Raw genomic sequence first — 14,901 nt, forward strand, 5'->3', positions numbered from 1 at the left:
TCTCTGACATGCCATAAAGAAGTTCACCTGTACTCAGGCAATACCCAACCGCCAAACGGGTGTTTGGTCAGATTGTGAGTGCGGTGAGAATCAGGAAGGGCGCTATGGTACTGGATGGCAAGGCATTCGTCACCTGTCAAAAAAGCCCCAGCTGCCCAGTAATGAGTGTAGCAAAGTCGTCACCGACGAACGGCAAAATGCCGTCAGCCACCGGCTGCAGCTGTTTGGTGACGTAATGATCGTAGTCGAGGGGCGTATTACGCGCCTCGAGCGGTTCCGGTCCGGCCGTGGCCATCACATAGCGGATCGAGCCACCGTTTTGATACTGCAGCGGGCGCTGCAGCTTGCGGTTTTGCTCATCGGCGAGACGCGCAGCGCGCACATGTGGCGGCACATTGCGCTCGTAATCTTTCAGCGCGCGCCGCAGGCGTTTTTTATACACCAGCTGATCGTCGAGTTCACCGTTCAGCAGCTGCGCCACCGTTTCGCGAATGTAATCCTGCCACTGCTCGCCACGGAAAATACGGCCATACAGATTTTGCTGGAACTGCTGCGCCAGCGGCGTCCAGTCGGTGCGCACTGATTCGAGGCCTTTAAACACCAGCCGCTCGCCGCCCTCGCTGCGAATCATCCCGGCATAGCGCTTTTTGCTGCCCTGTGCGGCGCCGCGAATGGTAGGCATCAGGAAACGGCTGAAGTGCGTTTCATACTCCAGCTCCAGCGCGCTCTCCAGCCCATAAGTCGATTGCAGATGCTGCCGCCACCAGCCGTTCACCTGTTCAGCGAGATGACGACCAATCGCCGCCGCCTCCGCTTCACTGTGCGCGCCTTTCAGCCAGACGAAGGTGGAATCGGTATCGCCGTAAATCACATCAAAGCCTTCCGCTTCAATCAGCTCGCGCGTTTGCTGCATGATGGCGTGGCCGCGCAGGGTGATGGATGACGCGAGGCGCGGATCGAAGAAGCGGCAGGCGCTGGTGCCGAGCACGCCATAAAAAGCATTCATGATGATTTTCAGCGCCTGCGACAGCGGTTTGTTGTTGTCGCGCTTGGCGGCTTCACGCCCTTGCCAAATCTGCTCGACAATCGCCGGTAAACAGTGGGTCTCACGGGAAAAGCGCGCATTGCGGAAGCCGTGCACAGAATCGGCGTCATCCGGGTGCGCCAGGCCTTCCACCAAACCCACCGGATCGATAAGGAAGGTGCGAATAATTGAGGGATAGAGGCTTTTGTAATCCAGCACCAGCACCGAATCGTACAGGCCGGGCCGCGAATCCATCACGTAGCCGCCGGGGCTGGCTTCCGGCGCCACTTCGCCGAGATTCGGCGCCACGAAACCGGCGCGGTGCATGCGCGGGATATAGAGATGACCAAAGGCCGCCACCGAACCGCCGTGACGATCCACCGCTAAACCATTTACCGTAGCGCGTTCCAGCAGGAACGGCATGATGGCGGTGTGCTGGAAAATGCGCGTCACCAACTCGCAATCTTTAAGGTTATATTTCGCCAGCGCCGGTTTATCGTTGGCAAAACGCCAGTTGATCTCTTCCATGCGATCCCACGGATTATTGATGGCCTTGCCTTCACCGAGCAGCTGGCGCGAGACCGCTTCGAGGCTGAATGACGGGAAATCCCAAAACGCGGATTTGAGCGCGTCGATACCATCAATAATTAAGCGGCCCGTTGCCTGCGCGAAGAACACACCAGGTTTGAAGCCGTGCTCGCGCCACTCCAGCGCCTGCTTCTGACGCCCTAAACGGAGCGGAATGCCGTAGCGATCGGCGTGTTTCTGCAGTACGCGCAGATCGAACTGCACTACATTCCAGCCAATAATCACATCCGGTTCATGCCGCTCGAACCATGCGTTGAGCTGCTCAAGCAGCTGCGGGCGGCTATCAACATAGATCAGTTCAAAATCGAGCGTGCTGGCATCGCCGTTGGGCGGACCGAGCATGTAAACCTGGCGCTGACCGCAGCCTTCCAGCCCGATGCAGTAGAGCTCACCGTGCTGCGTGGTTTCGATATCCAGCGATACCCATTTCAGCTGCGGACGGTAATCAGGATGCGGTTTCAGACGCGCGTTGACCACGCTGTCACCGCGTGTTTCACCGCTAAACCACACCGGCGCGGTGATAAAGCGCTCCATCAAATAGCGTTCGGGTGGCCGAATATCCGCTTCATAGACCGGAATGCCGTTTTCACGCAGGCGCTTTTCCAGATTTTGTAGCTGACGATTGCTGCGGCAATAGAGGCCAAACACCGGGCGGCGGCGGAAATCCTTCAGCTCCAGCGTTTGCAGGCGCGTATGGCGTTCGTCGCGGATCAGCGCTTCGGTTGGCGTGCGAAACTCCTCGGGCACAAACGCCACGGATTCCTGGGCAGGCAGCACCAGCCGCTGCGGGCCGCTGTCGGTGGCCAGCCACAGCACCACTTCGCTGCCGGTCGGCGTATCTCGCCAATGTCGGGTAAGCAGAAAACCTGCGCGCGGATGGGTCACGTGAACTCCAGAGAATGAATTGCATTGAGTATAACATGGATGTTTATACAGTGTCCTGCAGGCGAAATTATCACCACTTTGTCAACATCGTTCTACAATTCTTGCCTTGACGACCATGTGTATGCTCTGGACAATCCAGCCTCTATATTCCGCAGAGGATATTTATGGAAGCCTGGATTCAACACCTGTTTTCGCAATCGCTGGAGTACGCGCTGATCGCTGTGGCGCTGGTGACCTTCCTTGAGTCGCTGGCCTTCGTGGGATTGCTGTTGCCGGGCACGGTATTAATGGCCAGCCTTGGGGCGCTGGTCGGAAGCGGACAAATTGGTCTTTACCCTGCGTGGGCGGCCGGATTCGTTGGCTGTTTAATCGGCGATTGGGTTTCCTACGGCATCGGCTGGAAGTTTCAGGGGCCGCTGCATCGCTGGAAATATCTGAAAAAGTACAAGGGTTTGCTGGATAAAACCGAGCATGCGCTGCATCAACACAGCATGTTCACCATTCTGGTGGGGCGATTTGTCGGCCCGACGCGTCCGCTGATTCCGCTGGCAGCGGGCATGCTGGAGTTGCCGGTGCGCAAATTCCTACCGCCTAACCTGATTGGCTGCATTCTCTGGCCGCCCGCGTATTTGATGCCGGGCATTCTGGCGGGCGTGGCGATTGATGTACCGCAGGCCGCGCAGGGTGGCAGCTTTAAATGGCTGCTGTTGCTGGTGGCGCTGCTGCTGTGGATCGGTGGCTGGTTGCTGTGGCGCTGGTCGCGCAGCGGTAAAACGGTGGATTGGGCGACTAAGTATCTGCCTGCATCGCGTTTGCGCTGGCTGGCACCGCTGGTGGCGGCGATTGGCCTGGGCGCGTTTATCGCGATCCAGTTCCATCCCATGATGCCAATCTTCCGCCACCTGCTGTGGAAAGTTTTCTTCGCTTAACGCGCTGTCACGCCAAGGATGGCGGCCGCGGCACTTTCACCGCGCACCAAACTCTCTGTACTGCCATCCCAATAGATGCGCCCGTCGACAATCACCAAACTGCGCGGCGCAATCTGCTGAGCATCTTCCAGGCTGTGCGACACCATCAACAAGGTGATGTTGCGGTTTTCGCATACCGAACGTACCAGCTGCAGCATCTCGTTGCGCAGCGCCGGATCCAGCGCTGAGAAGGGTTCATCCAGCAGCAAAATCGGTTGATTGCGCAGCAGGCAACGCGCCAATGCCACGCGCTGACGCTGGCCACCGGAAAGCTGACCAGGCAAACGCGTGAGCATCGCCTGCAAGCCGGTTTGCTCGGCGATATCCACCACTTGCTGCTGCTGTTCGCGCGTCAATTTCAGGCCCGGATGTAGGCCCAACGCCATGTTTTGCTGCACCGTGAGATGCGGAAACAGATTGTTCTCCTGGAACAGCATGGAAACCGGGCGCGCCGACGGCACGCTGTGGGTATGATCAACGCCGTTCATCACCAGCGCGCCTTGATTGATCGGCAAAAAGCCGCCAATCAGACTCAGTAAAGTACTTTTCCCCGCGCCGCTCGGACCGAGGATCGCCAGACGTTCACCCGCCTGCGCCGCAAAACTGAAGCGCATCGGCAGATGCTGATAAAGGTAAGTGAGGTTATTCAGTGTCAGCATGGCGACCCGGTAATTTTTCCATCAGAGTAAAAAGTAGTAAGCAGAGCAGCAGCAGCAGCAGTGCGGTGACGGCACCGTCCGCACCGCGATAGGCGCCAATCTGTTGGAACAGATAGAAAGGCAGCGTGCGGAAATCGGCGCTGCCAAACAGCGCGACCACGCCGAAATCGCCAATCGACAGCACGCAGGCAAACGCCAGCGCCTGAGCAATCGGGCGTTTCAGCGCGCGCAGCTCAATCAGCCGCAAGCGGTTGAAACCGGAGATGCCGAGTGAAGCGCAGAGCTGGCTGTAACGGGCGTTGATATCGCGCATCGGATTCTCCAGCACTTTCATCGCATAAGGAATGGCGATCAGGGCGTTAGTGAAGATCACCAAACCATCGGCGCGCTGCGGCAACCCCACGGTGGCGTTGAACAGCAGAAAGAAACCGCTCGCCAGCACAATGCCCGGCATCGCCAGAATCAGCATGCCGCTCATCTCCATCGCCTGCGCGGCGACTCTGTTCTGGCGCTGCCGCAGTTCGCGGCTGCTCCACAGCAGCATCATGGTCAGCACCACGCAGAGCACGCCGGCGCCCACGGCAATACGCAGCGAGGTAAAGGTGGCTTGCCACAGCGCCGCTTGTTGCAGCGCACCGGCAACGCCGCCGCGCAAACCATCGACGATTACTGCTGCCAGCGGTGGTAACAGCAGCAGCAGCGCCAGGCCAATCAGCACCGTATCGCTGATGCGCGCCTGCCATGAATCCTGCGGATCGCGCCAGCCGCGAATGCTCTGGCTGCCAGTGGGAATGGCTTTGCTAAAGCGCAGGCTCAGCATTACCAGCAGCAAACAGCAAGCGAGCTGTAACAGCGCCAGCAGCGCCGCGCGGCCCGGATCGTAATCGAAATTCAGCGCCTGATAGATCGCCAGTTCCAGCGTGGTCGCTTGTGGTCCGCCGCCCAGCGCCAGCACCGTGGCGAAGCTGGCGAAACAGAGCATAAAGATCAGTGCCGCCGTCGGCAGAATCTGACGGCGCAGCCACGGCCACTCCAGCAGGCGAAACAGATTCCAGCCGCGCAGGCCAAGCTGGGCGGCGACCTGGCGCTGCTCGCCGGGAATGCTCTCCAGCGCCTGTAACAGCAGGCGCGTCGCCAGCGGCAGGTTAAAGAAGACGTGCGCCAGCAGAATGCCCTGCAGGCCATACGGCGAAAAGTGATAGTCAAAGCCGATGGTCGCGCACAGTTGTGCCAGCCAGCCGCTGCGACCGTACACGCTGAGCAAGCCAAACACCGCCACCAGCACTGGCAGCACCAGCGTCATGGCGCACAGGCGCAGCAACAGATTGCGTCCCGGAAAACGGCGGCGATAGAGCGCGCGCGCCAGCAGGATCGCGGGCAGCACCGAAAGCAGCGCCGACAGCAGCGCCTGCTCAAACGAGAACAGCAGCACATGATGCAAATAGCTGTCGTCGAGCAGCGCGCGCCAGTCGGTGGCCGGAGCGACCATCACCAAGGCGCCAAACGCCAGCAGCGCCACCGCGCACAGCAACAGCGCGATGGCGCTACCGGGAATCAACCAGCCGGGCATTAACGGCTAACGGCGCGTTGCCATGCGCTGATCCACGCGGCGCGATGGTCGGCGACTTCGGCTGGCGTGAATTGCAACGCCTTCGCGGGCACCTGCAACGTTTGATAACCGGCTGGCAGATCGCTTTTGATCACCGGATACATCCAGTTGCCGGTAGGAATGGTCTGCTGGAAGGCCGGAGAAACCATAAACTGCATGAACTGCTGCGCCAGCTTAGGCTGTTTGCTGCTGGCGAGTTGCGCGGCGACTTCCACCTGTAAATAGTGGCCTTCGCTGAATTCGGCCGCGGCGTAGTTCTCTTTCTTCTCTTCGATGATGTGATAAGCCGGAGACGTGGTGTAGCTCAACACCAGATCGCCTTCACCTTTCAGGAACAGGCCGTAAGCTTCGCTCCAGCCTTTAGTGACGGTAACGGTTTTTTGCGCCAGCTTCTGCCACGCATCAGCTGCGTTATCGCCATACACTTTTTGCATCCACAACAGCAGGCCAAGACCCGGCGTGCTGGTGCGCGGATCTTCATAAATCACTCGCCATTTTTCCGGGCTTTCGACCAGCTCTTTCAGGCTTTTCGGCGGGTTCTTCAGTTTGTTTTTATCGTAGACGAAAGCGAAGTAGCCATAATCGAACGGGATAAAGGTTTGATTGTTCCAGCCATCCGGCAGTTTTAAGCTGCGGGTATCCACGCTGCTGTTGGCAAACAAGCCGGTTTTCTCCGCCGCCTGCACCAGATTGTTATCCAGCCCTAGCACTACATCGGCTTTGCTGTTTTTGCCTTCCATGCGCACGCGATTGAGCAGCGATACGCCATCTTCCAGCGCCACATACTTCAATTCGCAGTCGCACTGCGCTTCAAAGGCTTTTTTTACCGCCGGGCCGGGGCCCCAATCGGCAGAGAACGAATCGTAGGTGTAAACGGTGAGAACCGGTTTGGCAGCGAAAGCCGGTGCCGCAACCAGCAGCAACATAGGCAAAACTTTGTTTAACACTTTGCGCTCCTTGAGGAGAAGAGATGTTGAGTCGCAAAGGATCTGAGGCGTGAGGCATCTCAAATCCCTACGCCGGTATTAGCCGGATCAGGTTCGACGGGTTTCTCTCAGCCCTGATATCAAGGCACCCCGTTGAGAACGGCTCATTCTAGACATTTATATGACAGCGCGAAAGGATCACAGCTCCGGTGGTGCAAACCAGGCTGATTTGAAGTCAAACCAGCCGAGCGTATTCAGCCGCACGCCGCGCATACTGCGTTGCCCTTCCAGCAGCAGCCAGTGATGGAACAGCGGATGCAGATAGTCGCGGTCGATCAGCTGTTTGCTCCATTCCGCCAGCGGTAACGCTTTCTGCCGCCAGCGCGCGGCATCGGCTTGCCAGTCAATCGGTATGCAGTGATGCATCAACGGCAATTCGAACAGTTGCGCAAAAAGCGCGTACTCCAGCGGCAGGGTAAAGTTGACGCTGCCAAGCCAGATATCACTTTCACCTTCGCCCTCGAACCACGCTTCGTAGCTCACGACACGAGTAATTAGCTCAACACCTTGCTGCGCCAACAGCGGTCGCAGCGCGTTAGCGATACCTTCATGCTCAACGTGATGGCTGTACCAGCTCAGCGTCAGCTGAGTTAAGCCTGCCGGTTTATTGGCGGAGGTGAGATCGCGGCGATGGTGCCAGCGCGGCAGCAAGCCATAAGCCGGGAACCAGTAACGCTGATAGCCGACGCCAGCAAGATTCAGTAAGGCGATGGGATTAAACAGATAGCTTACCCAGCGGCGGAAATGCGCATCGCGACCCAACTCGGAGCGCTGATCGTACAGCAGGAAGTAGCAGCCTTCTTCCAGACGACTCTCTTCCGATTTTTCATCGGCGGTTTCGCCCTGCAATTTAACCCCGGCATACACCAGCTCGTCGCTGATCTCCGGCAGCACCCAAATCGACACATCGTCAATCAGCGCGCGATAGCCAAAGTAATCATCAAAGGCGGTGATTTTCAGCTGCGTTTGCTGATTGCGCACCACGCTGTACGGACCGGTGCCAAGCGGCTGGCGGGCAAACTGGCGTAACGTGGGCCATTCGCGCGGCAGGATCATCGCGCTGACGCTGGCCAGCAGCCACGGCAACCAATCGTCCGGCTGGCTCAGATGGATATCCAGCGTCCAGGGCGCGGGCGAATCCAGTTTACTGATGTGAGAAAACAGCGGCTGGCTGCGCACGCGCTCCAAAGAAGCAATCACATCCGCCATTTCCAGTTCACGGCCATGATGAAAACGAATCGCCGGGCGCAGGAAGAAACGCCACTGCAGCGGCGAGGTTTGCTGCCAGTGATGGGCGATATCGGGTTCGATTTCCCCCTTTTCCTCATTTATGCGCATCAGGCCGTTGAAAATTTGTCGTGCCAGATGGGTTTCCGAGCGGCGCAGCGGCGATCCGGGCAGCAGATTGGGCAGCGGGCGATAATAGAGCACGCGCAGGATGTGTTTGCCCTGGCGGAAGCTGCGGCCTAAATGTGCCGCAATCATCTGGCGCACCTGGTTTTTATCGCCCACCAGCTGCACTAACTGTTCGATACGATCTTGTTCCAGCAGATCCTCGGCGCGCTGCTGCTGGAGCGCCAGGCCGGTGTAGCAAAAACTCAGCATTGAGCGCTTGCCACGTCCCGCTTCTGCCTGCCAAATCAGCCAGCCTTCGCTTTGCATGGCGTTGAGCAGGTTACGCATATGGCGACGCGAGCAGTGCAGCAGATCGGCCAGCTCGCTGAGCGTGGTTTCCTGATCCTGCCCCTTACAGCTTTGCCATAGGCGGATAAATTGCTGCTGCAGACGTGAAGATGACATAAAAGGGGAACTCCTTGTCAGAATCGCTCAGTTTTTCCTGCCTCATATTAGAGGCATACTGCCCGGCAATGGAAGAGCGGGAGGCATTCAGTAATGAATGGCGCTCTGCCAGCGGTTCCGCCGACGTGGAACCCCTTTCTGAGTAGGGTGCATTTTCACCGCCAGCAGCGCTTTATCTGCTGGCTTTTTTCGTTTTACTGTAGAATCTTCTACCCTCATTTCTCTACCTTTTTTATTCGCAAAGGGATTTCTGCATGAAATCGCTGTTAACGCGTCAACGTCGCATCAATCCGGTCTACCTCTCGTTTATGGCGGTGTCGTTTATGACCGGCGTGGCCGGTGCGCTGCAGGCGCCGACGCTGAGCCTGTTTCTGACGCGCGAAGTACAGGTAAGTCCGTTCTGGGTCGGCTTGTTCTTTACCATCAATGCGATCGCGGGGATTGTGGTCAGCCTGCTAATGGCGAAACGCTCCGATAATCAGGGCGATCGCCGCAACCTGATTCTGTTTTGCTGCCTGATGGCCACGCTGAATGCGCTGCTGTTTGCCTTCAATCGCCACTATTTAACGCTGGTGACGCTGGGCGTGTTTTTGTCGGCGCTGGCCAGCGTGTCGATTCCGCAGGTGTTCGCCCTCGCGCGGGAATATGCCGATCAGTCGGCGCGTGAAGTGGTGATGTTCAGCTCGGTGATGCGTGCGCAGCTGTCGCTGGCGTGGGTGATCGGGCCACCGCTGTCGTTTGCGCTGGCGCTTAATTACGGTTTTGTGACGCTGTTTTGCGTGGCGGCGGGGATTTTCCTGCTAAGCATGCTGCTGGTCTGGCGCACCTTGCCCTCGGTGCCGCGCGTGGTGGTCTCGCCTGAAGAGGTGCTGACGCAGCTGAGCCCGTGGAAGGACAGTCAGGTGCGGTTGCTGTTTATCGCCTCCGTCACCATGTGGGCGTGCAACACCATGTATATCATTGATATGCCGCTGTATATCAGTACCACGCTTGACCTGCCGGAGAAGCTGGCGGGCTTGCTGATGGGCACCGCCGCCGGGCTGGAGATTCCGATCATGCTGCTGGCCGGGCATTACGCGCGGCGCACCGGCAAACGCAACCTGATGCTGCTGGCGCTGGTGGCGGCGATTGTGTTTTATCTCGGATTGGTGATGTTCCAGTCGCGTACGGCGTTGATGGTACTACAACTGTTTAATGCCGCGTTTGTTGGCATCATCGCCGGGATTGGCATGTTGTGGTTCCAGGATTTAATGCCGGGCCGCGCAGGTGCGGCGACGACGCTATTCACCACCTCAATTTCCACCGGCATGATTATCGCCGGCATCATTCAGGGCACCATGAGCGAACGCTTTGGTCATGAGTCGGTTTACTGGCTGGCGTTGGGGCTGGCGGTGCTGGCGTTGGGATTGGCGTCGCGCGTGCGGGATGTGGTTGATAGATAGCAAAGAGAAGGGCGACAGAATGTCGCCCTTGTTGCCTCAGCGTAAGAACGCGGGCTGATTGGTCTCGTAGCTGGAGATAGACGCTTCGTGTTGCAGCGTCAGGCCAATACTGTCGAGGCCGTTGATCATGCAGTGACGGCGGAAGCTGTCGATTTCGAAGCTATAAGTCTTATCGCCTGCGGTTACAGTTTGCGCTTCCAGATCCACGGTGAAGGTGATGCCCGGCTGCGCGGCAACCAGTTTGAACATCTCATCCACTTCTTCATCGCTCAGCTTCACCGGCAGCAGCTGGTTGTTAAAGCTGTTGCCGTAGAAAATGTCGGCGAAGCTTGGCGCAATCACCACATGGAAGCCGAAGTCGGTCAGCGCCCACGGTGCGTGCTCACGTGATGAACCACAGCCAAAGTTCTCACGCGCCAGCAAAATGCTGGTGCCTTTGAACTCCGGTTTGTTCAGGACAAAGCTGGCGGTTGGCACGGTGCCCGCATCATCTTCAAAACGCCAGTCGTGGAACAGATGCGCGCCAAAACCGGTGCGCGTCACTTTCTGCAGGAACTGCTTTGGAATAATGGCATCAGTATCGACGTTGGCCGCATCCAATGGCGCCACAATGCCGGTGTGTTGAGTAAATTTGTTCGCCATGGCTTACGCTCCCTGAGTCAATTCACGAATGTCGGCAAAGCGACCGGTTACGGCAGCCGCAGCAGCCATTGCCGGGCTCACCAGGTGAGTACGTCCACCGCGGCCCTGACGGCCTTCAAAGTTACGGTTGCTGGTTGATGCGCAACGTTCGCCTGGATTGAGTCGGTCGTTGTTCATGGCCAGACACATGGAGCAACCCGGTAAACGCCATTCAAAACCGGCTTCGAGGAAGATTTTGTCCAGACCTTCGGCTTCGGCTTGTGCTTTTACCGGACCCGAACCTGGCACCACCATCGCCACCACGCCCGGCGCCACTTTACGGCCTTTGGCAATCGCAGCAGCGGCGCGCAAATCTTCAATACGTGAGTTGGTGCAGGAACCGATAAACACTTTATCGATCGCCACGTCAGTCAGTTTGATGCCGGGCTGCAGATCCATGTAAGCCAGCGCTTTCTCTGCTGAGGCGCGCTCAACCGGATCGGCAAAGGATTGTGGATTCGGGATCGCCTGATCTACCGCCATTACCTGGCCTGGATTGGTGCCCCAGGTCACTTGCGGAGCGATATCTTCCGCGTGCAGCGTGACGATGCTGTCGAATTTGGCATCGCTGTCAGACTTCAGCGTGCGCCAGTAAGCGACCGCTTGTTCCCACTGCTCGCCCTTCGGCGAGAACTGCTTGTCTTTCAGATAATTGAAAGTGGTGTCGTCCGGCGCGACCAGGCCCGCTTTGGCGCCCATTTCAATCGCCATGTTACACAGCGTCATGCGGCCTTCCATGCTCAGCGCTTCGATCGCTGGGCCACAGAATTCGACAACGTGACCGGTACCGCCAGCGCTGCCGGTTTTACCGATAATGGCCAACACAATGTCTTTGGCGGTAATGCCTGGCGCCGCTTCGCCCAGCACTTCAATCTTCATGGTCTTCGCGCGGCCCTGTTTCAGGGTTTGCGTGGCAAACACGTGCTCAACTTCGGAAGTACCGATACCGAATGCCAGCGAACCGAACGCGCCGTGCGTGGCGGTGTGGGAATCACCGCAGACGATGGTCATGCCCGGCAACGTCATACCTTGCTCTGGCCCAATGACGTGCACGATGCCCTGGAATGGGTGATTCAGGTCATACAGCTGAATGCCGAACTCAGCACAGTTTTTCATCAGCTCTTGCATCTGAATACGCGCCATCTCGCCAGACGCATTGATGTCTTTGGTCTGCGTCGAAACGTTGTGATCCATGGTAGCGAAGGTTTTCGACGGCTGACGCACTTTGCGCCCGTGCGCACGCAGACCATCAAAGGCCTGCGGCGACGTCACTTCATGGATCAGATGGCGATCGATATAAAGTAACGGCGTTTCGTTCGGGGTTTCGTTAACGACATGTGCATCAAATAACTTCTGATATAAGCTTTTCATTTTATTATTTTTCCTCGGCGATGAAACCGGCAATGATGCTGCCCATCTCATCTGTGCTCACGGCTTTGCCGTCACCGGCCAAATCACGGGTGCGATAACCCGCTTCCAGCGCACGGCTCACGGCGCGTTCAATGCTTGCGGCGGCTTCATCCGCATTCAGGCTGTAACGCAACAGCAGTGACAGCGACAGAATCTGCGCAATCGGGTTAGCGATGTTCTGACCGGCGATATCCGGTGCGGAACCGCCCGCTGGCTCAAACAGGCCAAAACCTTCTTCATTCAGGCTGGCGGAAGGCAGCAAGCCCATTGAACCGGTAATCATCGCGCATTCATCTGACAGGATGTCGCCAAACAGGTTAGAACACAGCAGCACGTCAAACTGTGATGGATCTTTAATCAGCTGCATGGTGGCGTTATCGATGTACATGTGGCTCAACTGCACATCCGGATAATCTTTTGCCACTTCGTTCACAATTTCGCGCCACATGACGGAAGTCTGCAAAACGTTGGCTTTGTCAATTGAGGTGACGATGTTGCGGCGCTTACGTGCGGATTCAAACGCGATACGCGCGATGCGCTCGATTTCGAAACGGTGATAAACCTCAGTATCAAAAGCGCGCTCATGCGGGCCGCTGCCTTCGCGGCCTTTTGGCTGACCGAAGTAGATGCCGCCGGTCAGTTCACGCACGCACAGGATGTCGAAACCGCGTTCGGCGATATCGCTACGCAGCGGGCAGAACGCTTCCAGACCTTTATACAGTGCCGCAGGGCGCAGGTTGCTGAACAGCTTAAAGTGCTTACGCAGCGGCAACAGCGCACCGCGCTCGGGTTGCTGCGCAGGTGGCAGATGTTCCCATTTCGGGCCACCTACCGAGCCAAACAGAATTGCATCTGCCTGCTCTGCGCCGGCAACGGTAGCCGGTGGCAGCGGTTCACCATGACGATCGATGGCGATACCGCCAACATCATATTCGCTGGTGGTGATACGCATGTCGAAACGCGTACGAATTGCATCGAGAACTTTCATGGCCTGCGCCATCACTTCCGGACCAATTCCGTCGCCTGGCAATACCGCGATATGAGAAGACTTAGACATAATTACACCGTTTCCTTCTGATCTTTAAATTTACGCTGCAGTTCTTTTTCCACCTGCTTAGCACGCCAAATATTGTTCAACGCGTTCACCATCGCTTTCGCCGATGATTCGACGATATCGGTCGCCAGGCCAACGCCGTGGAATTTACGACCGTTGTAATTGACCACAATATCGACCTGACCCAGCGCGTTCTCGCCGTGGCCTTTCGCCGTCAGCTTGTAGTTAATCAGCTCGGCTTCAAAGCCGGTGATGCGGTTGATTGCCTGATAGACCGCATCAACCGGACCGTTACCGGTTGCGGCGTCAGCTTTGGTCTCTTCACCGCAGCCCAATTGCACGGAGGCCGTTGCGGTTACGCTGGAGCCGGTCTGCACGTTGAATTCGTTGAGCTCGAAATATTCTGGCTCTTCGTTCTGCTTGTTGATAAAGGCCAACGCTTCCAGGTCGTAATCGAACACCTGACCTTTCTTGTCGGCCAGCTTCAGGAAGGCGTCGTACAACGTGTCGAGGTTGTAATCGGACTCTTTGTAACCCATCTCTTCCATGCGGTGTTTCACCGCAGCGCGGCCAGAACGGGAAGTCAGGTTCAGCTGGATTTTGTGCAGGCCGATAGATTCTGGCGTCAGAATTTCGTAGTTTTCGCGATTCTTCAGCACGCCGTCCTGGTGAATACCGGAAGAGTGGGCGAAGGCGTTAGAACCGACCACCGCTTTGTTGGCTGGAATCGGCATGTTGCAGATTTGGCTCACGGTTTGGCTGGTGCGGTAGATTTCCTGATGATTGATGTTGGTGTGGACGTTCATGATCTGCTGGCGGGTTTTGATCGCCATAATCACTTCTTCCAGCGCACAGTTACCGGCGCGTTCGCCTAAACCGTTCAGCGTACCTTCAACCTGACGCGCACCGGCCAATACCGCAGCGATGGCGTTGCCGGTCGCCATACCCAAATCGTCGTGGGTGTGAACCGACAAGATGGCTTTATCGATATTTGGAACGCGTGCCACCAGTTGGCCAATGATGTTGGCGTATTCGCCTGGCAAGGTGTAGCCGACGGTGTCCGGAATGTTGATGGTGGTTGCACCGGCATTGATCGCGGCTTCAACCATGCGGCACAAATCGTCGATTGGCGTACGCCCGCCATCTTCACAGGAAAACTCAACGTCGTCGGTGTAGTTGCGGGCGCGTTTGATCATGTGCACTGCGCGTTCAATCACTTCTGGCAGTGTGCTTCGCAATTTGGTGGCGATGTGCATCGGCGAAGTCGCGATGAAGGTGTGAATACGGAACGCTTCAGCCACACGCAGTGATTCGTATGCGGCGTCAATGTCCTTCTCAACGCAGCGTGCCAGTCCGCAGACGCGGCTGTTTTTAATGGTACGAGCGATGGTTTGTACGGATTCAAAATCGCCTGGAGAGGAAACGGGGAAGCCCACTTCCATTACATCCACGCCCATACGTTCCAACGCCAGAGCGATTTGCAGTTTTTCTTTAACACTCAGGCTGGCCTGTAAAGCCTGTTCGCCATCACGCAGAGTGGTATCGAAAATAATAACTTGCTGGCTCATCGTAATCTTCCTTATGCATTAACTTTGCCGGTGCTACGAGCATAAAAAAACCCGCGCATTGGCGCGGGTTTCTTAAACTTCTGCAGGTTCGAATCAGTTGTTGATTCCGCCCACGAGTCTACCGCGCAAACTGGATGCGTTTAGTAGTAGACCGAGTAGGCGGAAAGAATGAAACATGAGTCAAACCTCGTAAATTGAGTGCTGCACATATTGGTACTGGAATTGAC

General features: G+C 57.0%; 11 protein-coding genes and 1 riboswitch. Of the genes, 2 read left to right on the top strand and 9 right to left on the bottom strand.

From position 1 onward, the window contains the following. Positions 1-136 precede the first annotated feature (136 nt). Entirely contained in the window at positions 137-2,497 is a 2,361-nt protein-coding gene (gene polB / locus PO881_RS03275; RefSeq protein WP_280172447.1) for a DNA polymerase II, read from the bottom strand. A gap of 164 nt (positions 2,498-2,661) precedes the next feature. Here polB and PO881_RS03280 point away from each other — a divergent pair, with 164 nt between their 5' ends. Then, positions 2,662-3,426 (top strand): DedA family protein, encoded by a 765-nt coding sequence (locus PO881_RS03280; protein WP_222234403.1) that lies wholly within the window; start codon positions 2,662-2,664, stop codon positions 3,424-3,426. On the opposite strand, the gene thiQ is transcribed toward PO881_RS03280, so the two are convergent. From thiQ to sgrR, 4 genes are all read right to left on the bottom strand, one after another. Further along, a complete protein-coding gene (gene thiQ, locus PO881_RS03285; RefSeq protein ID WP_101762131.1) occupies positions 3,423-4,124 on the bottom strand; it encodes a thiamine ABC transporter ATP-binding protein ThiQ in 702 nt (233 codons plus the stop codon). The genes PO881_RS03280 and thiQ overlap by 4 nt on opposite strands. Continuing rightward, on the bottom strand, positions 4,108-5,694 hold the full coding sequence (gene thiP / locus PO881_RS03290) for a thiamine/thiamine pyrophosphate ABC transporter permease ThiP (protein WP_280172448.1): 1,587 nt from the start codon (positions 5,692-5,694) through the stop codon (positions 4,108-4,110). The genes thiQ and thiP overlap by 17 nt, the downstream gene beginning before the upstream one ends. Further along, positions 5,694-6,680: a thiamine ABC transporter substrate binding subunit gene (gene thiB / locus PO881_RS03295; RefSeq protein WP_280172449.1), complete on the bottom strand. Its 987-nt coding sequence runs from the start codon at positions 6,678-6,680 to the stop codon at positions 5,694-5,696. The genes thiP and thiB overlap by 1 nt, the downstream gene beginning before the upstream one ends. 46 nt (positions 6,681-6,726) lie before the next feature. Continuing rightward, positions 6,727-6,822, bottom strand: a riboswitch (TPP riboswitch). 35 nt (positions 6,823-6,857) lie between these two features. Beyond that, the gene (gene sgrR, locus PO881_RS03300; RefSeq protein ID WP_280172450.1) at positions 6,858-8,519 is read right to left on the bottom strand and encodes an HTH-type transcriptional regulator SgrR; all 1,662 of its coding nucleotides are present in this window, start codon (positions 8,517-8,519) and stop codon (positions 6,858-6,860) included. A 254-nt stretch (positions 8,520-8,773) separates the two neighbouring features. On the opposite strand from sgrR, the gene PO881_RS03305 reads away from it, so the two are divergent. Further along, entirely contained in the window at positions 8,774-9,961 is a 1,188-nt protein-coding gene (locus PO881_RS03305; protein WP_280172451.1) for an MFS transporter, read from the top strand. Between the two features lie 36 nt (positions 9,962-9,997). On the opposite strand, the gene leuD is transcribed toward PO881_RS03305, so the two are convergent. From leuD to leuA, 4 genes are read right to left on the bottom strand one after another with little or no spacing between them, the layout of a single operon-like run. After that, positions 9,998-10,603, bottom strand: coding sequence for a 3-isopropylmalate dehydratase small subunit (gene leuD, locus PO881_RS03310; protein WP_101762126.1), 606 nt, complete (start codon positions 10,601-10,603; stop codon positions 9,998-10,000). Between the two features lie 3 nt (positions 10,604-10,606). After that, on the bottom strand, positions 10,607-12,013 hold the full coding sequence (leuC, locus tag PO881_RS03315) for a 3-isopropylmalate dehydratase large subunit (RefSeq protein WP_101762125.1): 1,407 nt from the start codon (positions 12,011-12,013) through the stop codon (positions 10,607-10,609). A 4-nt stretch (positions 12,014-12,017) separates the two neighbouring features. Then, positions 12,018-13,109: a 3-isopropylmalate dehydrogenase gene (gene leuB, locus PO881_RS03320; RefSeq protein ID WP_008108624.1), complete on the bottom strand. Its 1,092-nt coding sequence runs from the start codon at positions 13,107-13,109 to the stop codon at positions 12,018-12,020. Between the two features lie 2 nt (positions 13,110-13,111). Next, positions 13,112-14,674 carry a 2-isopropylmalate synthase gene (gene leuA / locus PO881_RS03325; protein WP_101762123.1) on the bottom strand — a complete coding sequence of 521 codons (1,563 nt, stop codon included), beginning with the start codon at positions 14,672-14,674 and terminating at the stop codon, positions 13,112-13,114. Positions 14,675-14,901 lie beyond the last annotated feature (227 nt).

Origin of the sequence: Pantoea sp. SS70, from assembly GCF_029866845.1 — a bacterium.
Classification (GTDB): domain Bacteria; phylum Pseudomonadota; class Gammaproteobacteria; order Enterobacterales; family Enterobacteriaceae; genus Pantoea; species Pantoea leporis.

Coding starts and splice junctions, on each gene's coding strand:
- PO881_RS03280 (WP_222234403.1), top strand. CDS start 2,662: ATGGAAGCCTGGATTCAACACCTGTTTTCGCAATCGCTGGAGTACGCG.
- thiQ (WP_101762131.1), bottom strand. CDS start 4,124: ATGCTGACACTGAATAACCTCACTTACCTTTATCAGCATCTGCCGATG.
- thiP (WP_280172448.1), bottom strand. CDS start 5,694: ATGCCCGGCTGGTTGATTCCCGGTAGCGCCATCGCGCTGTTGCTGTGC.
- sgrR (WP_280172450.1), bottom strand. CDS start 8,519: ATGTCATCTTCACGTCTGCAGCAGCAATTTATCCGCCTATGGCAAAGC.
- PO881_RS03305 (WP_280172451.1), top strand. CDS start 8,774: ATGAAATCGCTGTTAACGCGTCAACGTCGCATCAATCCGGTCTACCTC.
- leuD (WP_101762126.1), bottom strand. CDS start 10,603: ATGGCGAACAAATTTACTCAACACACCGGCATTGTGGCGCCATTGGAT.
- leuC (WP_101762125.1), bottom strand. CDS start 12,013: ATGAAAAGCTTATATCAGAAGTTATTTGATGCACATGTCGTTAACGAA.
- leuB (WP_008108624.1), bottom strand. CDS start 13,109: ATGTCTAAGTCTTCTCATATCGCGGTATTGCCAGGCGACGGAATTGGT.
- leuA (WP_101762123.1), bottom strand. CDS start 14,674: ATGAGCCAGCAAGTTATTATTTTCGATACCACTCTGCGTGATGGCGAA.